This is a genomic window from Chryseobacterium sp. ISL-6 (assembly GCF_018613715.1).
Classification (GTDB): Bacteria; Bacteroidota; Bacteroidia; order Flavobacteriales; family Weeksellaceae; genus Chryseobacterium; species Chryseobacterium paludis.
Window position 1 is genome coordinate 1 of sequence record NZ_JAGGPT010000006.1, and the last position, 21912, is coordinate 21912.

General features: G+C 32.8%; 20 protein-coding genes, 1 tRNA gene and 1 pseudogene. 9 read left to right on the plus strand and 13 right to left on the minus strand.

Annotation, left to right across the window (positions count from 1 at the left end; genetic code table 11):
• Nucleotides 1–199: 199 nt before the first annotated feature.
• The 3 genes from J7E44_RS10740 to J7E44_RS10750 form a co-directional block, all read right to left on the minus strand.
• Complete coding sequence (locus J7E44_RS10740; RefSeq protein WP_214829237.1) at nt 200–1381, minus strand: hypothetical protein; 1182 nt, start codon at nt 1379–1381, stop codon at nt 200–202.
• Nucleotides 1382–1922: 541 nt separating this feature from the next.
• Nucleotides 1923–5045, minus strand: coding sequence for an N-6 DNA methylase (locus J7E44_RS10745; RefSeq protein ID WP_214829239.1), 3123 nt, complete (start codon nt 5043–5045; stop codon nt 1923–1925).
• Nucleotides 5045–5371 (minus strand): helix-turn-helix transcriptional regulator, encoded by a 327-nt coding sequence (locus J7E44_RS10750; RefSeq protein WP_214829241.1) that lies wholly within the window; start codon nt 5369–5371, stop codon nt 5045–5047. Before J7E44_RS10750 ends, J7E44_RS10745 begins: the two co-directional genes overlap by 1 nt.
• A gap of 1229 nt (nt 5372–6600) precedes the next feature.
• Here J7E44_RS10750 and J7E44_RS24120 point away from each other — a divergent pair.
• On the plus strand, nt 6601–6729 hold the full coding sequence (locus J7E44_RS24120; protein WP_285439752.1) for a hypothetical protein: 129 nt from the start codon (nt 6601–6603) through the stop codon (nt 6727–6729).
• A 382-nt stretch (nt 6730–7111) separates the two neighbouring features.
• On the opposite strand, the gene J7E44_RS10755 is transcribed toward J7E44_RS24120, so the two are convergent.
• Nucleotides 7112–8323 carry a site-specific integrase gene (locus J7E44_RS10755; RefSeq protein WP_214829243.1) on the minus strand — a complete coding sequence of 404 codons (1212 nt, stop codon included), beginning with the start codon at nt 8321–8323 and terminating at the stop codon, nt 7112–7114.
• A gap of 552 nt (nt 8324–8875) precedes the next feature.
• Here J7E44_RS10755 and J7E44_RS10760 point away from each other — a divergent pair.
• From J7E44_RS10760 to J7E44_RS10785, 7 genes are all read left to right on the plus strand, one after another.
• Nucleotides 8876–8949 (plus strand) — tRNA-Asn (locus J7E44_RS10760).
• Nucleotides 8950–10005: 1056 nt separating this feature from the next.
• Nucleotides 10006–10530, plus strand: coding sequence for a hypothetical protein (locus J7E44_RS10765; protein WP_214829245.1), 525 nt, complete (start codon nt 10006–10008; stop codon nt 10528–10530).
• A gap of 70 nt (nt 10531–10600) precedes the next feature.
• Nucleotides 10601–10897, plus strand: coding sequence for a helix-turn-helix domain-containing protein (locus J7E44_RS10770; RefSeq protein ID WP_214829252.1), 297 nt, complete (start codon nt 10601–10603; stop codon nt 10895–10897).
• Nucleotides 10898–10966: 69 nt separating this feature from the next.
• A complete protein-coding gene (locus J7E44_RS10775; RefSeq protein ID WP_251040554.1) occupies nt 10967–11467 on the plus strand; it encodes a hypothetical protein in 501 nt (166 codons plus the stop codon).
• Between the two features lie 94 nt (nt 11468–11561).
• Nucleotides 11562–11783 carry a cyclophilin-like fold protein gene (locus J7E44_RS10780; protein WP_214829254.1) on the plus strand — a complete coding sequence of 74 codons (222 nt, stop codon included), beginning with the start codon at nt 11562–11564 and terminating at the stop codon, nt 11781–11783.
• Between the two features lie 193 nt (nt 11784–11976).
• Nucleotides 11977–12156: a hypothetical protein gene (locus tag J7E44_RS23935; RefSeq protein ID WP_251040555.1), complete on the plus strand. Its 180-nt coding sequence runs from the start codon at nt 11977–11979 to the stop codon at nt 12154–12156.
• Between the two features lie 25 nt (nt 12157–12181).
• Complete coding sequence (locus J7E44_RS10785; protein WP_251040556.1) at nt 12182–12502, plus strand: cupin domain-containing protein; 321 nt, start codon at nt 12182–12184, stop codon at nt 12500–12502.
• Here J7E44_RS10785 and J7E44_RS23940 read toward each other — a convergent pair.
• From J7E44_RS23940 to J7E44_RS24400, 8 genes and pseudogenes are all read right to left on the minus strand, one after another.
• Nucleotides 12430–13044: a glycosyltransferase family 2 protein gene (locus J7E44_RS23940; RefSeq protein WP_251040557.1), complete on the minus strand. Its 615-nt coding sequence runs from the start codon at nt 13042–13044 to the stop codon at nt 12430–12432. The two genes, J7E44_RS10785 and J7E44_RS23940, sit on opposite strands and share 73 nt — an antisense overlap.
• Before the next feature lie 28 nt (nt 13045–13072).
• The gene (locus tag J7E44_RS10795; RefSeq protein ID WP_214829256.1) at nt 13073–13939 is read right to left on the minus strand and encodes a Dabb family protein; all 867 of its coding nucleotides are present in this window, start codon (nt 13937–13939) and stop codon (nt 13073–13075) included.
• Nucleotides 13940–14301: 362 nt separating this feature from the next.
• Nucleotides 14302–14472, minus strand: a complete 171-nt coding sequence (locus J7E44_RS24255) for a DUF6759 domain-containing protein (protein WP_353050477.1) — start codon at nt 14470–14472, stop codon at nt 14302–14304.
• Between the two features lie 52 nt (nt 14473–14524).
• Nucleotides 14525–14881: a helix-turn-helix domain-containing protein gene (locus J7E44_RS10800; protein ID WP_214829257.1), complete on the minus strand. Its 357-nt coding sequence runs from the start codon at nt 14879–14881 to the stop codon at nt 14525–14527.
• Nucleotides 14882–14894: 13 nt separating this feature from the next.
• Nucleotides 14895–16310: a peroxiredoxin family protein gene (locus J7E44_RS10805; protein ID WP_214829264.1), complete on the minus strand. Its 1416-nt coding sequence runs from the start codon at nt 16308–16310 to the stop codon at nt 14895–14897.
• 211 nt (nt 16311–16521) lie between these two features.
• Nucleotides 16522–17799, minus strand: a complete 1278-nt coding sequence (locus J7E44_RS10810) for an FISUMP domain-containing protein (RefSeq protein WP_214829266.1) — start codon at nt 17797–17799, stop codon at nt 16522–16524.
• A gap of 721 nt (nt 17800–18520) precedes the next feature.
• Entirely contained in the window at nt 18521–19117 is a 597-nt protein-coding gene (locus tag J7E44_RS10815) for a Crp/Fnr family transcriptional regulator (RefSeq protein ID WP_214829268.1), read from the minus strand.
• Between the two features lie 407 nt (nt 19118–19524).
• A pseudogene (locus J7E44_RS24400) lies at nt 19525–19889 on the minus strand (hypothetical protein).
• 283 nt (nt 19890–20172) lie between these two features.
• Here J7E44_RS24400 and J7E44_RS10820 point away from each other — a divergent pair.
• Nucleotides 20173–20655: a hypothetical protein gene (locus J7E44_RS10820; RefSeq protein WP_214829269.1), complete on the plus strand. Its 483-nt coding sequence runs from the start codon at nt 20173–20175 to the stop codon at nt 20653–20655.
• A 934-nt stretch (nt 20656–21589) separates the two neighbouring features.
• Here J7E44_RS10820 and J7E44_RS10825 read toward each other — a convergent pair.
• Nucleotides 21590–21781, minus strand: a complete 192-nt coding sequence (locus J7E44_RS10825; RefSeq protein WP_214829271.1) for a hypothetical protein — start codon at nt 21779–21781, stop codon at nt 21590–21592.
• Between the last annotated feature and the right edge of the window lie 131 nt (nt 21782–21912).

A 21912-nucleotide genomic window follows, 5' to 3' on the forward strand; every position in this document is an offset into this window, starting at 1 on the left:
TTTCAATAGGCCACATGGATCCTTTAAAGGAAAAACGCCTTATGAAATATTAAAAGCTAAACTAAAATAATTATCTTTAAGTCTACGAAGCCATGAAGTACGACACCTGTAAAGTTTTTTCTCTAGACGCTGTGGTAAAGGCAAAGAAAGAAATGTTAGGTTGCTGTCCACGGTTTTGAGCAGAGGCTTCTTCTAAAATCTAATCATAGATATTTACCACATCAAAGATATTTTCATAATGCTCGTTCAGAATTTTACAGATAGCTTCGGCTATAAAAGTTGTACAATCTAAATTTTGAGAATATGTGTTAAAGGTATCCTTCAATACATAGTATCCACTATGAATGTCGACTTTGCCATTCTCAAAAAGATAACGTATGGTTGGATTGTCAGCCTCCCAACTAACAATGTGACTCCAACCATAAAGTCCTCGTGTTTCATGTGTTTCTAAATACTCTTTTCTAAGTCTTTCTGCTTCCAACTTGCAGAATTCCAATACCTGATGTAATTTCTCAATTTTCTCCTGACTAAGCGGAATATAATTAAAGGTATAGAATACATTACTTGGAAGATCTTCTATTTTTTTTAATTTTCCTTGATTGAATAATTCAATAGCTAGGTCAAGAACAAGAAATTTAATATTTGCATAAAACAGGCCTGAACGTGTATGACCACTTTCTTGTATGGGTCTGATATACCTTTCTAGTTCCACAGCATCTTGCCTACTCTTAACAATAAAAATAACTTCCTCAAAAAATTCTCCATCAAAAAGATAAAGACCACGAAAGAAGTCGTCATCGATATCAATGTTAGGAAATATATCATCCTTACCTGCAATCCTCCATTCTCTTTCATGAGTCCAATCAATATTCTTTGTACTTCCTAACTGAAAAGCAACGTAGCGGTATTGTTCTTCTAATGGTAAAATGGACTCTTTAATAATCCTGAGATTGGGATTCTGCTCTGCCGAATCATCAAATTCAAAAACGTTATTAGGGGATAGACCATAGATAACAGGTCTTCCTCCTTTCTTAAAAAAATCCTTCTTTTTGACTGCTATTCCATAATCAGAAATCCGATAGGGGTTCTTTCTTAAATTATTATATTCCAACAGATTGAATAATGGCATTTCAGTGAAGCATACCACTGGCTTAGTACCATATATAGTCGCTTTTCCATTTCTAAAAGAGAACCCAGCTCTTAACCCCCCTTCAGATATTATATTAAACATACATTCCATCTCGGTCATTTGGGCAATCTTCTCGTATTCACTTAAGTGCATTCTTCCCCCGGTTTCAAATACAAAAGGAAGGTCTTTTACATCCTGTCTCCGTAGAAAATGAATAACATAATCTGAAATATCTGTCCTTTTAGTTTGCATTATTTACTTCTTGGTTACTTTGAATAAAGAATTCTCTCTAGTTTAAATATCTTAATTTGATAAACTTTAATTTTTACTTTCAACTATTATTTGGATCTTATACAATGTTTACTCCAAATAATTATAATTGAATCTAAGTTACTAATTATTTTTTATCCTTATCGCATTCAAAACTAATCATTCTATTATATGAAGAAAAATCATTTTACGATTATTATGACATTTTTGGGGACGATATATGAATTTACCCAAAGTGAAATTTAACGTTGTCATACTTATTGTTTCAGCTAGAATCGCATTTTATAGTAAATACTATTGCTCGTGAAATAAACAATACGTTTAAAAGAAAAATCCCATTTTTTACATTTCATGATTGTTTAGTGGTTAAGGAATCTGATTTAGATCAAGTTCATAAATTGATACATGAAATATTTATCCGCGAGATTGGCTATTCACCCAATATGACTAAAAAGATTTGGAATTTTTATATACGAAGCAGTGCACATTACTTGATTTATAATTTTGAATTTATTAAAAATGCCTACTCAAAGTCTATTTCTATTTTTGATATTCTGTCTAGTTCAGATATTATACTTTTTTTGATAAGTTGGATTTTATTTTGTTTGTCTGAAATTTCTTTTTGTATTTCAAGATCATATAAACTTTGCTTATTAACAGGAATGAATAATTCTATATTTTTTATTTTCCCAATTGTTGGTTTATTTTCCCAATTAAAATTGTGATCCGCAAATGCATTTATTAATTCAAATGTTAAGTAAGTATAGTCCAAGTCATCACTTTTCTTTATTAATAATCTTGCATCACCATTGATGCTAAATTTATGTTTTTCTCTAAAGAAAACGGTTCCCGCATAAACACCATTTGTTGTAATTTGGATACATTCAACATCATAATCAAAAGTTTTAATAAATCCAAAAACCCCATTTTCTTTTGTATTTGCAGAATAAACAACATATTCACCTCTATTTGCGTTTAGAAACTTTTGGGTTAGGTGTGAGTTTCCACTCTTTATATCAAATAGTTCGTCAATTGTAAATTTCTTTAAAATTGAAGTATTTTCTATCTCTACTGCAAGATTTTCGATTTGAGATTTGTATTCTTCAATAGCTTTTTTAATGTCTTCGACATATAAGATTTTATCTACAATATCTTTTTGTATTTCTAAATCAAAATTACCTTTCTCGTCAACAGGAATAATAATTTCAACCTCTTCAACCATTCTTGGATAAACTTTTGTAAATTCATCTGAACCGTTTTCTCCCTTTCTTCCCTTTGCTAATTCTCTTAATTTTGGCTCAACAATATTTTTTACATAAAGCAAATTAATGTTTGACATTTTAGGCTTTAATAAACCTCTATCCCCATTAATTGAGAATTTCCCATCAATCAACATCATATAACCTGCAAATCCATTTGTTGCCCAAGTCAGATATTGTCCATCATAATCATTCGTGTTGATATAGGTTAGAGGTGCATTATTAGATGCAGAATAAACAGGATTGTCTCCTTTATTTAAATTACCGTAATTTTTGGTGTATAGAGATTTACCTTTTTCAATATCAAAAAGATCTTTGATTTTATAGGCTTTCTTATTTAGTTCAGACTTTTTTTTTTCAGACAATTCCTTTATGCCCTCTTGAAAAGTCTTTAAAGAAATTGACATATCTTCTACCAATGAAGAAAAGTCGAGCAATCCTAATTTGTCTTTTTTCTCACTTATTCCAAGTTCGATTTTTTCTTCTTTACTCCACCATTTATCTATTATCCAAGAATTTTCTAATGAACCTGTGAAGTCTGTAAAAGGAAATACTTTACACCTTTTGTCAGTATTAATTTTTGCAAAACTTATCTTGTTCCCTTTGAAAAAAGAATATAGAGTAACTGCTTCGCTTAAATCATCTTGATCAATATCAAATCTGTAAACGTCTCTTGTTTCTCCCATTTCACTTACTAAATAAGTAAATACAGGGTCAGTTTGAAGGTCCTTTTTGTTTGCTTTTTTGGTTAAGCAAAGAATGTATGTCTTTTTGTTTGTGGTAAAAAATGTGTTTAATGGTAATGAAACGATACCATCAATATAACATTCGTCTACTATAAACTGTCTTAAATTTTTATCATTTTGACGATTGAAAATTCCATCGGGAACAATTATAAAAGCCTTTCCATTTGGTTTTAATGCCCTAATAATCCACTCCATAAACAAACCTTCAACACCAATTGCATTGATTTTGTAATAGTTTACGAGAGTTCCGTCTTTTTTGATTTCTTCCTTTAAGTTACTACTCCCACTTGTTACATAAGGTGGATTTGTTACAATAAGGTCGTACTCATTTTCAACTGGTTCAGAAAGTGTCCCTAAAATGGAATTTGTTTTGAGTAAAAAACTATCGTTAAAAAGCTGGGCAAATTCCACTGTAATACCTGGGTTTTCTTTGATAATATCAGAAAAGTAAATCAACATATTGGCTTTTGCCAATATGATTGTTTTTTGTTCATCTTTATCAAAGCCTTTGTCGTAACCATGAATAGTAATTTTAGGAACTAATTTTCCTTCCTTAATTTCGTAGAACTGATCAAGTTTTGTAATTATAGGTTCTAATAAGAATTTTCCAACACCACAAGCTGGGTCACAAATTTTCGCACCTACTTTTATGTCGTCTTTTGCCATTTCTACGACAGCTCTAACTACTTTTAGAGGTGTGAAAAATTGTCCCCAATTTTTCTTGCTGATACTTTCTTTTAGGAAACTCTCAAAAAGTTGACTTTTAAAATCGTAATCAATATGTTCAAGTTTTCCGTAGTCTTTAAACTTGGTCAATACTTTTTTGAAAACTGTACTATATCCTTTTACAGCTTTTTGGTCTTTACTGACAAAAATAGTTCCGTTAATAATGGTTGTCTTGTCTGCTGGATTTTCAGGAAACAAAGTTTTGATCTTAGGACGTATAGTACTTGCATACGTCTCTAAAACTTCGTCTTCTGTATTTCCTCTAAAACTATTATAAAGAGTATTGAAGTTATACATTCCTTGCAATACTCCTAAATCACTTAAATATTTAAAAATGAAAAGCTCAACAAATGTATAAAGACAATTTTCTGGTGTTGCTCCACTTACTGACCAAATGTCTTGCCAAATCTGTTTAGCCAAGTCAGTTGGATTTACCAATTGTTTTGGCTTAATTTGATCATTTAATTCGTTTATCGAAAAAATAATTTTCTCAATAAGTTCTGGTAATTTTTCGTCTTTTAAGTCAAAATTTGTTTTTATTTCTTTTCCACTCTCGTCCTTGATTTTATTACCTGTTAAGACATTTACCCAAACAGTTTCTTTAGTGTCTGTTGCAATAATTATATGAGCATCAAGTTTTCGAGCAACTTCTAATTCTTGTTTTATTGCCTTATTTTTCTGGGCTGCTGTTTTAAATTCAGACGGTTTCTTATATTCGATAACAGCAATTACATTTTTCTTCTGAACAATTAAGCCGTCAACTTTCTTTTTTTCTTCAGCTCCGTAATTTACATTGCGAATAATCCCGTGTTCTTTTAATGCTTTTACAGACGTTGCACCAATATTGTAGAAATCCCACTTGCCAAGCTTTTGGCAGTTGTCAATCAAATCTCTTTGTAATAGTTCCTCACTCATCAGTCGAAATTTATTTTGCCTTGTTTAACATTTGTATTTTGTAGATATTTAACATTGTTATTGGCAACTACAAAGACATTTTCTGAACAATGGTTTTTGTACGCTTCAACTGCAAATTTATCTGCATAAAATAAATCATTTACTTTCTGAAATTCCATTTCAAAAAGTTCTGCAAGCTCTTTCAGTTTTGTTTTGCTGAATTTTTGGGAATCATTTTCAATTTTACTGATAGCAAAAGCATTGATGCCAATTTTAGCACCAAATTCGGTTTGTGTCCAACCATGTTTTTCTCTTTCTTCTTTTATAAAATGTCCAAAACTTGCCATTTTTATATCTGTATATTTTTAACTTGACCTATAATTCGCAAACTTAAATAAAGTTATTCAAATAGTCAACTATATTTTGTTAAAATATTTAATATTTTTTAGGATAAGTACTAAGAAAAGGTTACAGGATTTACTTGTCGCTAAAATTTCAAATTTGATCAAGAACAAGAATTGTAGTTTTACCTCCTTAAATGCTACAGAAGATAAAATAAATTCGATCTTGCATTAAAGAAAATTACTTTAGAAGATTTAAGTATATCTTCTAAAGAAGAAAAAATGAGTTCTTAGGATTATGACTCAAAAGCTTAATACTTTGAAAGGCGATAAACTAGAAAGGTTTTACGATCAGATACAAGAAATAATGCACTCCAAGAGTTAAAAATCAGCTTTGGGAAAATAACCACATCAATATTATGTAAGGAATATCCTGCTTTTCAAGGAATACTAATACTTTTCTCCTTTCATCATCAAAAATCCTTTTCTCCACTGAAATCAATAATTAGACTGCTCAAAGAAATATTCTTTTTTGCACAAAGTTTTTTCCATTTTTCTTTCTTCTGTTTTTGGATTCCTATGAAAATACGTGCTTCTTTATTCTATTATTCGTCATTTGTACTTAATAATTGGACTCAAAAATTCTGAGGCAAATTAGTATTAAAAAAACAATAAGTCAATAGTAATGAGTATACTTAACTCAAATAAGAGTATTCTGGAATCATCTAGAACTTCAAAAGATTAAAAAGAATATTCTGGGTTAATCTGGAATCCTTAAATAATGTTTCAAAACAAAAAAACAAGTTCCGCCGTTTTTTCTCCTTTTTGCAAAAAAGGCAAGATCGTCTTTGGACATACAACTTGAAAAGTTTGTATCTCCAAAGACACATCTTGCAGCCAAAACCCACTCATTTTTCAGCACTCTGAAAACAACAATTACTACAAATCAAAATACTGATATCCAATCATTTAACTTTAAATGCATTTTTTTGCTTTTGAACGAAAAAGGTACTTCAAATACTTGAAAGAAAAATACATTAACCTATATTCATGTAACTCATGTAAGAATGTAATCTGATACTATTTTGTACAGGTATTACAATAAGGTGGGTGAATTTTACTCAGGCTAGAAGAAAACCTGCGTAATTTTCATGCATGTTCAACTTTTACCTGTTACTATTATACTCACGTAAAGGGCAATAAGAGCAGATGATGTTCTTAATATCAACCTTTGGATGAGACTGGACAAGCCATTAATTGACGAAAATAATCCGCCTGCCTGCATGAACCTGTCTCTTAATGATCTTCCTGATGAAAACTGGAAGTCTGTACCTGATTTTGAAGAGACGTATCTTGTTTCATAAAGGGAGAGTTAAGCGATTGAGCGGATGGGTTACCGGGAAAAGTAAAACATACATGGGCGAACAGATTATGAGGCTTAAGTGTGAAGCTAAGCCCAATAATAAAGATATAGTTCGTTTCTGTGTCTCTCTAAGGAAAGGTAAAGAAAAGACAAAAAAAGAAACAAGGATAATTTTTGTATGAAACTACTTTTATGGAACTACACTTTCTAAAATTCGATCCCAAGATAGCTTTTTCTTAAAAATAAAGTCTTCCTCATTTGCGAAAGAAAGGTTTTCAAAACACAAACACTAAGGATGAAAAAATAAACATCATTATCTAAAACGAAACTCTACAATCTGCTTACCTCATAACTTTCTAAATATTGGCTTAGAAAATGGTAGATTATCTTAAAACGTCTTCAATTATCCTATCCAACTTGTTATCAGGAAGGGTGTTAAGATATGACATGGTGGATTTAATATCTTTCTGTCCCAATGCTTCTCGAATGGTTTCAATCGAAATATTATTAAACTTTAATACGGTAGCAAATGAATGACGGGCGCAATAATAAGAAATATGTTTATTGATCACCAGCTCTTTCATTATTTCTTTCAATTGTTGGTTAATATAATACGTCAATACCTTTTTTGATCGATTCTTAAGATAGACCTGTGTGGGGTTTTCCGTATTGATAATATTGAAAATATATTTGGAATCTTCCTTTGAGCAATATTGCTGAATGATATTATGGGTATATTCATTCAGTTTAAAACTGACAGGAACTCCGGTTTTACTCCGTATATAGTTTATTCTTTCTCCATTAAGAGCGCTTTTCTCCAGCTTAATCAAATCCAAAAAATTAATACCTCTGGAATAATAGCTAAAAAGAAACATGTCTCTTGCAAATCCATATTTTTCGTCTTTTGGTTCGTAAGTTTTTAGTAGCTCCATTTCATTTTCATTCAAGTATTCTTTTTTACCACTCACTTTTAGCTGTGATATTTTATATTGTTTAAACGGATATTGTTTTTCTGTTATAATCTGGCTTTTAATTGCCTGGTTAAAAACAGAACGCAAAGTCCGCATTCTGATGGCGATGCTCGATTGTTTGTTTCCTCTCGAAATACAATAAGACTCAAATTTTTTCAAAGCGACGTAATCAAGCTCATTGAATCCAATTTCTCTTTTCCGGAAAAACCGTCTCAAGGAATTCAGAGTGTCTTTCTCTATTTGGGCGGTTCCTATTTTATCCGCTTTATTCAAATCATCAATCACACCTTCATGAAATTTCGTATAGGTTAAGGTTAATTTTCGACCGCTTATGGTTTTTAACTTGCTGGTCAAATCTGTTAAAGTAAAGAAAATACCATTTTTATCATATTCATCTATGATCTCGTCTATGATTTTAATTCTTCTGTCTATGAATTTATTAATGTTATTATGGTTAGGATGTGATTTTTTAACCCTCGACGTCTCAAAGCTCCAGTCTTTTTCTTTACAGGTTTTACCTATCGAAAGACTGGTATTTTTCCGGTCTTTGATAAAAGATATGATAATGCTTTTTTCTCCGTTTACATTCTCTTTGGGTGCTAAAGTAAAGTTATAAGTGATCATTTTGTTTTTTTATTTATAATTTTCACGAACATGAAGTCAATAAACATTTTATTTATCTACATTCATCTATTTATTTTTCACGAACACTTCACGAACATTCTGCTTACAAATATAAAATATTATATGTAAAAATAAACAAAATAAAATTATAAATTACTGATTAACAGAACATATAAAGAAAACTAAAGTATTCTGTAATAATTATAAAATAGCCAAAATCCGACTGTTAATCAGAGGGTCGCTGGTTCGAGCCCAGCAGGAGGAGCCAAAAAGAGTTGCAAATTTTGCAACTCTTTTTTTATTTCTACCTTTCAATTCTATTTTTTTAATTTCTAATTCCAACTAAATAGATAGACTTATTCGTAATTTTCAATTCCAAAATATTGAAATAGAGACTGATAAAAAAATCTTCTCTATCATGCATCAAACCTGAATAAACCTGCTTTTACTCAAATTTTGAATTTTCTTAATTTTTTATGGTAATTGCCCTAAAAAAATTTGCTTCATATTAATATTCATATTATATTTGCACCACTTAAAACAAAGGAAAATTCCTCCTTAGCTCAGTTGGTTAGAGCATCTGACTGTTAATCAGAGGGTCGCTGGTTCGAGCCCAGCAGGAGGAGCTGCTGAAAATCAAGCACTTGCATTAATTTGTAAGTGTTTTTTTTGGCTTATACAATTTTAAGTACAACATTAGTACAACAAAACTATTCAAAGTTACAAAATAAAATTCCACTTTTATCAATCAATGTTTTTCAGTTACTATTTTTGTAATTTGGTTGTATTAGAGTTGACCCAGCATAAGTTACTCAATTCTCAACAATAGCTCTCAAAATATATTAAAAAATAAGTTAATTCATAGAATATGAAATTCATAAGTAAACATTTCAAATTAAGATGTTTTTAGTAATTCTGGCTTTATTGATTTTATATACTTTTATATTTACACCAACAGGATTTAATCGAACAATTATGTGGAGGTGGTTTGATAAATTAAATTCCTTTATTGAAATTTATTTCCAACTCATTTTAATTTTTTATTTGGTTATGGAATTTTAACTTTAATAAAAAGGAAAACTAATAAATATGTATCAATTGTCCATACTATAGCTATTCTTAGTTCTATGTTACTACTAAAGCCACCAACCGAAAATATTTTTGGGTTGCTATCAATTGTATCATTTGTCTTTTTTCTAATAAATGTGACTTTGAGGCTGAAAAAAACGACCTCTCAATAAATTAAATTTGCTTTCTCTACAATTAGATATTGTCAAAACAGTTTTTAGTGACAAATAGTTGAAATATCAATAAAAGCCATAAAATTCCAATATTAGTTTAATCCTCACATTTATATTTCCTTTAATCTAAAAGATGTTAGTGATAGAAAATACTTCACCAATGATATTAATTTTAAAAATAATTTAGATATTTGTTAATGATTGCAAAATTATTGTGTTATGATCGAAAAATATTTATTTGAAACTCATCATTTGGTTATAAATTTTCAAAAAACGATTAGCAATCATTACCGTAACTTTTTAAATTCTAAAATATTTTGGTTATTGGCATTGATTATTATTCCGTCTTTTTTGCTACACTATAACTTGTTCTTTTTTAGAGAGAACGTCTATTTTTTTACGATTTATTTTTTGTCAACCATCTTTCTTCTTGGTTTATTAATGCCTCCAATATTTTACAGGATTAGAGGCTTGGATTTCTTTGCTCTCAAAAGAAAGTATTTTCAAAAAGAAAAAGTCAAGGATAACAGAGAAAAATCAATAACAAACACATTTAATGAAGAGTTGACAGAATATCTTTATTATCTATTGCATGACGAATGTCGTCTTTTAGACACTACCCTTGTTTCAGAACAATCAGACAATTCCTATGACCTTACTGAACTCTTCTCCAAGAATTATATTATGAATTCAGTAAATAGCCTTAAAATCTATAAACATACTGATACTTGCATTTATATGACCTGCGATCAGAAGGTCGCAGGATATATTATCCATGAAATATTCAGGCCCCTTTTGAAAATTGAAACAAAACAATTGTGCAATTATTTTTATTATTATAAAAACAATGAATTCCGAAAAGTGAATTATGGTTCTATCAACTCTACTTCTAAAAGAAAGGAACTGAAGAAAATCAAACTAAGAATTGAGGAACTTTTATCAAAAAGTTATGTTTCAGAAAAATAAAGTTCTGCTGCATAACTTTTAACCTTTTCATCTCTTTATACCCATTTATTTTCGTGTCAAATTTTAAAATATGACACCGATTCAATTACAGCAAGAGCTTAATGAGATTAAGAAACTTGTCCATCAGAATTACATTAACAATAAGGAAGTTTTTAATAGTACCGAATTAATTTCGTATTTAAAAATTTCCGAAAGCCTGCTTTATAAACTTACTTCCCGTAAGCTCATACCCCATTGTAAACCTACTAATGGAGTGCTCCTTTTTTTTAAAGAAGAAATACACGATTGGATTAAACAGCACCGTATCTATACAATTGAAGATGCTCAGCGTATGATTAGGAATCATAAAAGAAACAGGACTAGTTAGTCACTTTTCCTATGATGCTATATCTTTTAATCCACTAATGTTATACTAATGTTATACTAGAATAGGACTATGCCATTTCATACAACAGAACAAAAAATTATTCGCAGGGCATTCGAAGGTACAAGGCTTCAGCAGCAGATACGCCTTGGAAATCATTTCGCGGATGACTTTATTTTCGAGGACCAGCAGGCGGCAGATATTCCTATTAATGCATTACGTGTGATTTTTAATTTTATTTCCATTCTTAGCAGTGAGCAATTCCGTCCGGAAGGTCGTCCAAAGCAACTTTCATTATTTGACCAGGAATTCGAGACGGAGAACAACATTTTCGCTTCTATGAGAATTAAAAACAGTAAGATTTCACCCAGTGGCTCTACCAAACAGCTTATCGAAGTCTATGAATTCTTAGCAAAGTTCAAAATGGGCTGGTATAAATCTGCTAACTCTGGAGGAAAAGAGATTAGAACCTTTGGCGGGCTGATCTCAATCCGAGTTATGATAAAAAAGATATTATATAAGACAATGACAATCAACAATATGAAAATCATCTACGGCTTATTTTTTTACTAAACGTTATGCAGGTTCATACCTGCCATACAGAAAGGGAGACGAATATCAAAGAGAAATTGTATCAAAAAGAGAGCGTATGAAACTGAAAATAATCTTGGGCAGCCGTACCCTTACTGCAACATTGGATGATAATCCTACAACAAGGGATTTTATCGCACTTCTACCACTTATGGTAAAACTGGATGACTACGCAAGCAGCGAAAAGATTTTTTATCCATCGAAGAAGTTATCTACCCAAAATGCCCCAGCGGGTACAGACCCAAATTTGGGTGATATTACCTATTATGGCCCGTGGGGTAACATAGCTATTTTCTAGGATTTTGGTTATGCCGGAGGATTAGTGAAAATTGGTCGCATTGAAAATGGTATCGAAGCATTCCAGGTATCGGGTTCTATAGACAACGTGTATTTTGAACTAGTGGAAGAAAAGTAAGGTAATGTTGATGCCCGGCTTCCAAAAATTTTATCGAAGTAAGTATTTATTAAACAGTAACATAAAAATAAGCGATATGATAAAGACCATGAAATTAAAGTCTATTATGCTAATTATCAGTGGTATGTTAACAATAGCAGCATGCAATAACAACGGTACAAAAAACAATGACACAAAAAACAATAACGATATGACAGAACAGAATAATAGCTCACTTTTTCCCAAAGGAGAAAAAAGTATCGAGCGAATGGTTTAGAGGTAACGCTTTTCTGCACCCATTATTGGCAAGGGATAAGAATAATGATTTTGCATTGGGTAGTGTAACTTTTGAACCCGGAGCAAGAACCCATTGGCATACCCACCCCAAAGGACAGGTTTTAATTGTAACCGGGGGCGAGGGGTTTTATCAGGAAAAAGGGAAGCCTACCCAACGTATTAAAAAAGGCGATGTAATAAACATCCCCGAAAACATCGAGCATTGGCACGGTGCAACGGCCACCACCAAAATGGTACATATCGCTGTAACAAACTATTCGGGTGAACAAAACGTAACATGGTTAAGCTCTGTAACGGATGCAGAATTTAATGAAGTAAATAAATAATACTGAATATGATGAGCAAAAGCAGATTTGTAAAATGGATAAATGCTTTTTGTTTTAATCTTAAACGTCAATACGATGAATGCACAAAATAACGCTGATAGCCTGAATGCACAGTAACAAGGCTTGGTAACCATTTCCACACTTACAGCAACAGGAGATTTGGTAAGCCTCAAAGTACAGCTAAACAGGACACTTGATGCCTTTGGATCTTTAAAAAGTTCTTTTTCGGCATCGAACCTATTGGGAAGAAAATAGTCATCCGCGTCCAGAAAGGCAATAAACTCACCACTTGATTTCTCTATTCCCAGATTCCTGCTTGCCCCTGCTCCATGATTTCTTTTATCCGGATGCTGATAAAGTTTTACCTTTTCATATTTTTCACTCATCTTTTTACACACCTCCAGGGCATTATCCGGAGAATTATCTTCAATAAGGATTACTTCATGAACTTCTTCAAATTGTAATGCTGACTCTATGGCATTTGAAACATATTTTTCCGCATTATAAACAGGAATAATAACTGAAATTTTCATAGTATTCATAGGTTTGAGTTTTTTTTAATCGTGTCTATCATGGTCTTATCACTTCGTAGTCGAAAACAAGGACCCCTCCAGTAGGATTAAGATATGGACCTACAAAATTTTTAAAGTCATCATGCATCGGATCAAAGGTCCCGGGATCAGTTTGAAAAGGTTTTCCTACATAATAATCACGGTCTTTTAGCGACGAAAACCCTACCCTGAATGCCACATCAAAACCTCCGGCTTCCTTTACTCTGTTATCCTCATATCCATATTCTATAAAAGGAATATACGAAGTCCCATTTTTCACTGAATTCTTCAGAGCCAAAAAACGGTCAATGACCATTTGTTTCTCTGGGGGTGTTATATCACTTCTGAATTTAAATAATACCCAGTGGTCTAATCTGTATCCTTTACCGGGAACATCTTGGTCTCCTTTTTTATTACTGGTAAAATCAAAGGTGAAAAGCCCATTATCAGTATCCAGATAGGGGGTAATGAAATGCTTAAAATCATCATACATTGGATCAAACTTTCCGTTATTTCCGGTATCAGTTACTCTTGATTTTCCTTCAAAGTAGTCCCGGTCTTCCACGGATTTAAAGTAAACCCTAAAGCCAATCTCAAATCCACCATCCAGCCCTTCCTTACTGTTTTGAAAACCATATTCCGCTTTTAGGTACTGCTTGCCGTTTTTTAAAGACCGATTAAGAGCCATAAAACGCTTGATTATTTCCTGTTTTGTTGTCTCAGAAGTATCTTTACGTAGTTTAATTAATATGAGGTGCTCAGCCCCTTGTCCTTGTATTACATCCTCAGAATACTGACCACAACAAATAATGCATAATGCAAGAACTATCATAGTTCCTGCATACCGCAAGCATAAACCCATTACTTTCCTATTTAATCTTTTCATTAACTATAGTTCATTTTAAAGGTCAATAAAAGTTAGTCGGTAGGTCCCGGAATATAAGTAAAACCCTATTTTTCACCATGTTATTCAGCTATGATTTGTTTAACCTTATTGAATGGCATTATTAAATATTGAGAGGCATTATCAAATCCTGTGCTTATGCTCAATCATTCATTTTTAGTATCTACAAGAAAGCTGAAAGATTCTAAAAACTATACGTTAAATATCATATCGATGTAAAAAGAGCGCCTTCATTCCCGATCATTCTAAACATCTCTGGTAGAAATCACCTCAGATCTTATCCATATTCGTAAGTATGAAACATCTCTAAGCAACATACTATATATAGCATGTTATATATATTTCTAGAGTTGTCTTAAAGTCAAACATATCCCTTTATTAAGGTCCTTTATTTGCTCATAACTCGATCCGCAAATATTTCCGGTAATGCTGTATTTCCCTTTTTCAAGAACAATAAAATTCTCTCCTTTCGCCGGGATAGCCAACTTATAATCATGCTTATTAGCAATTCGCAAAATAATATTGCTAATCTCTCGTCATCTTGTATAAACAATCATGTTTTATTTACTAAGCAGTTTTACTGAACACTTTTTTCCATTTTGTGATCGTATTTCTGCTCGTACCGAACTTAGTAGCCAGTTCCTGATTACTGCAATGGTTTTCTTTCTGAAAATTAAGGATCTTCGAAATCGTCCAAACATCATAAGACTTATGCTTGGCATTAAAAAGATCAGTCTCTTTATCACTCTTCCCAGTTATGATTCCGCTAAGCTGCATGACATCATAAGCCAGTAGTTTGTCTTTCTCTAAAAAATGTTTGCACCGGTCAAGTAAATCCGGGTACTTCAAAGTAATAAGATCCGTATATATCTTTTTATAATCCGGTACATGGGATACCGATGATGTTACTTTTGTATGTTTCATATATTATTTTTTTTTACTTTTCAGGTACCCAAGGTCTGGGAGGCTTACGGATCTTTCTCCAGAGTTCTTTCGAAGGACCTAAAAGATCATTCAGGATTGGAAGCGTAGCACTTCCGCGCGTTAGAATATTTCCTTTCTCATCCATAGTAAATAAAGTAGGAGTGGCCTGAACTCCATAATTCATAAAATTAGGTCCTTTCATCCCTTGAAGATCACAGGATACAATTCCTTTCCAATTTAGTTTGGCGGATGTTTCTTCAAACACCTTTTTGTCTGTATCCGCAGATATAGCAATCAACCGGATGTTATTTTTAATCAGCTCATCCTGTTTGCTAACAATATCATTCATCACTGTATCACAATGTCCACATCCTGATTGATAGAATACCAAAAGGGTCTTTTGGTATTTACCATCACTAAGATCCACTTTCCCGGATGATGCCGTTGAATTTTTATTTGGAGTTATCATTACATCTGGTGCTTTACTGCCAATAACCGCTTTTTGGTATACCGAAAGAACACCATCATAGGAGGTTATTTTTCCCGAACTGCGAATAACTGGAGATAAGTGCGTCATAACATCATCGCGGCCAGCTTTGGTCAGGTAATAGGTGACACGCTCTGCAAAAGAAGTATAAAGCATCTTATCTGAAATTCGTCCACCTATAGTCTTAAAATCCCTGGCAAAACCAATCCCACCATCGGTCTTATCCTCAAGTTCGGTAAACATACCGATCACCCCATCCCAGTTCCCCGAAGTATAAAGAGCATCCCAGCGGATATCTTCTGTCATTGTCCTTATCAGTTCTTTTTTGTTTTCCTCTTCTGTATCCTTAAGGGCAGAGCCCATGCCATTTGTGATATTTACTAATGGGATATAGCTGGAAGGATAATCTTGCTTTTTTTGTAATTGCTTTTGAAACTCAGCATACTTATCTTTTTGTACATTAAGTTCACCCTGATAGAGCGCAAAATTTTTGTCCTCTTTTGTGTATGAATTTGTTACCATTTTCATCGCCATATATTTGTCAATAATAGATTTCTGATGCTCGTAAAGTGAGTCTAAAAGCGCATTCTCATTATTACTCTTGTAGATAATATTTTTATTATCCGGTACAGCCGATACGCATTCTATGGAAAAATCATGACCGGGAATGATCATATCTAGCCCGCCACCTTCCTGCGTACCTGTAATAAGCCAGCGGGACATTCCTTTATAGGGGGAAAGTTCTTTTGGAACTTCCAGTACAAACCTGCCATCAGTAGGAATAGTTCCTTTCTGAACCTTGGTATCGTGTCCCTCAAAAAGGATAAAGTCATAGGTTTTTCCAGCAAACTTAGGAAAATACATACTCACCGATTGACCATAGCTTCTTACTGTTACTGCCAAAAACAGGAATATCCAAACTAATTGTTTTTTATAATCCATAAATAATCTTTAAACATGGGAGTTAATTTTTAAAGTATCATCGCTACTATTTTTCTATTCAATGACCTCTTGCAGCCACCAGTAAGCTTCAAAACTTATTTAAAAGTGCGGCAAAAATTCCTTTGCCGCACAGAGCTTAAATCAATTTAAGTAATAGAAATAATAGTTATTTTATTTAAGGTATCGTTTATGTAAAATTAATTGCCAAAAATTATTCATTAATGCAACGTACTGAAAATCCGAACGGGCGCTCGGCGCTCTCTGCGGGATCGATATTAGAACTGCTGAAGAATAAGCGGTAAGCGTTTGAACTGTTCTCAGTGCTGCTCCAATAGCTTGTGTAGTAGGCGCGACCGTCCACCTCTCCCGTCTGGAAGTAGCGGCCCCCTGAGACAGGGAAGGTTAAGGTGCTCCCATTATTAACAAATTTCCTGGCAGCACTAAAATTATTAGTACCATTTGCGTTTGTGGTAGCCCATGTTCCTATAATACTTGTGGTACTTGCCGTGTTAAACCCTACCCATTCATTTCGGGTAGGTACCCGGAAACCTGCAGGACAAGGGTCTTTAGAAGTTTTAATAGGGGCAGCTTCCGTACCGCTATTCCAGGATCCATTTGCAGCAGAAGCAGTACTCCATCCCGAGATAGCATTGGTGCTAGTATAAGCCGTAGCCACCGGATTCAGTTTACCCCATTGGTAATCATTTCCCATAATTGCCTGATTAGGAACATTAGGATCAAGCGAGGTATCAGCGCCTAAATTATGCGTCATCATCTGACGCGTTTGCCCATTGATAACAACAGGAACCACATCAGGAAAAGAGCCACCAGCTGCCACAGTACGGGTAAATCCACAAGTTTCGCCTGCAAAACTAATGGTAAAGACCGCAGTACCCGCGGCAGAAGGAGTACCTGTAATATTAAAGACCAGCGTACCGTTGCCGTTATTAAGCGTACCGGATGGAATGGCAGCAGTAAGTCCCGTTACACCCGTAGAAGGAACACTGATCCCGGAATAAACACCTCCATTACCTCCCGTATAGGGGATTGTAGTATTAATCCCTGCAGCAGGCTCTCCCGCTTCAAGCACCCCAATATCTGTAGAACCCGAGCAGCTCAGCTGGGTAATATCAGCCGTAACAGTACCACTGTTGGATGTCATCTTGACCCAGCGGTTACTTCCGGCATCAAAGTAATAAAAACCTCGGCTGTCCATTCCTTCCACCTGCCCGGTACGGTTAACAGGATCAGGCGCCGCCGTCACAAAGGCCAGCGCAGCATCCTGATCCGCGCCATATACCGCTGCTGCTTCAGCTGCGTGCAAAGCGTTTCCTGTAACACGCGGAATAAGAAGTCCCTCCGAAGTACTTCCATCCGTTGTTTTACTTTGTACATCCAGGGTTATTTTAGGAGCAACATTATTGATCCCCACCTGTCCATAAGACAAAGCACCTATCAAAACTATTGGTAATAAATACATTTTTCTCATCGTAATAATATTTAAATTATTTGTTATTCTTATTTGTGTGATCAAAAGTTGATTTAAAAAAATATAGGATATTAAGACAATATCCATAACTCTAGTTTTCCATCCCTACTTTTCTTTTTACCTTATTAATTGGTGAAAAATCACATTACAAATGTAGAAATCAACTTTTAATATCTGATTTGATGATAAGTCATATTATCACTAATATATTGTAGTTTTTTAACTAACATAGTCCTGTAATGATTTGCATCATGTGTCGATGAAATTAAAAATTGGAAAATTCCACTAGAAATGATTAAATCGACAAGAGGAATAATACCCATATATTTAGGAACAGCTTTCAAGCTCCTTAGAAATCATAGATAAAAAGAAAATATAAAAACAGGAATAAGCTGTCCCTTAGGATTTTACTTGAAACTCCATTGTGCTTTATGGTGATCTACTATCTATATTTACCATCAATGAAAATTAGAAGGTTCATAAGCCTTATCCAAACTCGAGGCCTTCGCCATGAAAGGCAGTATTCTAACTAAACTATCTGATTTTGTTAAATTGATAAAATATCTCGAGGATATAGATGACAAGGGATTTATTATGAAAAGTGTGCTAAAAAATTTAAGGTAAATGAATTAAAAATACATCGTTATGCTAAATGGAGTTCGTAATCATATATAACGCATCGTTTGTAATTAGAGCTGGGCATTTCAGCAAAATACCCATATTAATAATAAATCTTCCCTACTACTATCCTTAGCATTAACTCATTTTCCATTTTTTTTACCGTCCTGATAACAGTTTCCACACGCAAACCTGTTAAGTTTGCTAGCTGCTGCCTGGTTAGAGGGACAAGAAATGAATATTTTGATGTATTGGTTTTAAAACTCTTAAGATAATTCATAATACTATCAAGTTTAAAAATAGGATTAGTTGAAGAAATATTAAACAACATAATATATTTATAAAACAATCTGTCGGCAAGACACCGGAACATATTAGTCGCCGCCTCGGTGTCATATTGAATTAATTTAAGAAAATTAGACCTAGAAAGTTTTAGTATAGACGTTTCAGATTTTACCACCGCATTCATTGGATACGGCTTTTCGTTAAATAATAGCGATTCACCAAAACTTTGTCCGTCCGAAAGAATATTTTGTGTAAACTCTTTACCATCTTCGCGATAATTGTTAAGTTCAACAGTGCCATATACAATTTGAAAATAATACTGTGGCCTATCCCCTTCATGAAATATTATATCGTTGGTGTTATATACTTCATACTCCGCCCCATTTGCAAGCAAAAGTTCTTCATTGATTATCATAATTATAAATTATTTAAGTTATACAATGAGCAATTTTTGCAAATTGAACTTATATAAAGTGCAATAATTGAACCATATGGAATATATAATGAAATATAAATAATTATAGACCCTTTTCATGCTAAAATATAAAACCACATGTTTTCATATCAATTATTCTTCACATTTTGAGAATCCGAATCCAGTGCAAGACTAAATAATATGAAATGATGGGAATAATTTATACCATCTCAGTAGTAATTCTATCAATGCTTTTACTTCATACATTTCCTGTATTTTTAGCTCAGAACATCCAAAAAATTCAGACGCTATACCAATCTCTATTTTTGACTCTGTAACTTTCTTTGATCAGACTTTCAACATGAATATTTTACCCCCTATAAATTACTATTTAACCCGAGTTCGGTTTAAGCAAAGCTTAAAAATAGTTGACCGTCATTTACTTTTTTCAAGTTGGGTGACGGTTTTTTTGGAAAGAAACAATATGCCGTAAGTCCACCTAAAATATTCATCATAAAAATTATTCACACTACGACGTCTGGAATGTTCTAGCTGATAATGATTTTAAGTTCGTCATTAATTGTTTTGTGAGCCCCCAAATGAAAACCAATCAAAATGGTGATCATTTCAGAATCTACATCAGAGACTTTCTGTTTCTTCTTTTCTTGCTATCGCCGAGTGCTTCAAAATTCATTTTTCTAATTTGACATCAAACTCTTTACAAAAATCATCAATTTGTACAAAATATTGTAATTTGATCTTTCAAATTCATAATAATAATTCGTTTAAATGTTTGAATATCAGAAACTTAAATATACGAATTACTTTTTCTTACAAATTCTTATTAGCTGCTTATCCCGAACTCAGGTTATTTATGTATTATCTCTAAATAAAAATGAGAGCTACAAGTGTCTCCAATGTCTTAACTAATATAAATCGATTCCAGAAATAGTCGTTAATTATTATTTAATAATAGAAAAAAAATTAATAATTGAATAACATAATACATTAATTTTGCAATTCCCTTAAGATAATCTATAATTTAATAGAATTTTATGATTGTAAGTAACAGAAACAAAGTGGATCTAAAGATGAAAGCATTTGCAGCTATATTGCTTTTTGACACCATTTTAATAGTAAGTGGATATGTTTTAAAATCATTAATCAATGAGGAACTGAGATGGCATCTATTTTTCGTTTCACTCACAGTTGGTTTATTTATGATAAACAAATTAATAAATCTAAGAGTCTTTTACTTTGAAAATAATGGTGTCACTTTTTCAATAAGACATTATCATCCTCTAAAGAAAAGTATAGGATACTCTAGGATCGAATATCCTGTTAATAGACTGAGAACTTTTACAAGAGAACAGTTGTTATTTTTAGATATTTTCAATATCGAAATTGGATCAAGTGAAAAAAGTACTCCAATTAAAATAAGGATAAAGGTTTCTGATCTAAGTAATAGAGATTACTTACACATTATAAACTCTTTTCATAGAAGAATGCGAGACATGCACTCTTATGTGGGATTATAACAATGATAAGCTAACAAATAAAAAGAATTTTGTTTAGTTATAGAATAATAAGTTACTAAGGATGTCCACATTAGCTGACCTTGTAAAAACATATAAAATGGCATTTAGCCGTGAACCGATGACGAAATTGTTATGAACTTTGGGGAGGTTTTTATGATTGAACTTCCCAATAATCATATTGAAATTCTATCTATCCTATCGTTCAGTCAGTGCAGATAGCAACAGAACTCAAATAACCCCGTGCTACCGGATATTGTTATCTCAAATTAGTATTGACCAAATACAAGAGAGGGACAAGACTCTCATATATATTTAGGGATATTTAAAGACAGCGGCTAAGGATTAATATTAAATAGTGATAGATTTAATCCAGCAATTATTGTAAAGCAATAAAAACACCGTAAACGGTCTATGCCAGTCTATGCCTATTTCTCGATCTATAAGGCATTAAATCGTTTTTCCAGAGATTCCCTACGAGTCTTTGAAGTGAAGGTTTATAAAATAAGTGACACTAAACTTCGCAACTTCATCACAATTTAACTCTATCTTTGCGTACAAGCATAAAAGAAAAGAATAAAAAGACACGACTTTTTATTAATTGGTATTTTTTTAAGTTGATCTTCATGGTTTGGTCTAGTGGTCCGGGAAACCCGGAACCGCAGGCTTCATTATCTTTACAATCATTTCCCAAGCATTGAATAAATCCTAGAGAAAAACATGTTTTTTTCTTTCTTCAATTTTTCGATCTTGGAAAGTTTACCAGGAGATCCTTCAATTCTTGTTCGGAAATAAACTTTTGACTATTTACAATTTTTGCAATCTGGTTGATATTGGTTTCTATCTTAACAAAGATGTTGTCCTGCTTTTCAATGAAAGCCAATACTTTTCGCCTTTCATCATCCAGAATCCTGTTCTCTACCGAATGGATAGTTGGTTAAGGAGATTTGTTTTTCTGAGCAGATTTTCTTCCAGTTTTCTTTTCTGGATTTTGAATTCTATGATCAGGTCTTCTTTTCCATCCTTTCCCATTTTCAATTTTTCCTATGGTAAGTAACTCAGTGAGGTTTTGTTGATTAAAATAGTTCTGCGCTTTTCGGTAAGTAAAGCTTCTTATAGCCGGAAACATATTTTTTTCTAAGCTGATCTCTTTTTGCTTTTAGCAGGTGAATTCCTCGAAGTATGGTCAGTTTCATTAGAATTTTGGTGGATGTTGGTGCTCATAATTTGATGTTTATAGTTTTATGGAGTATCTAACAA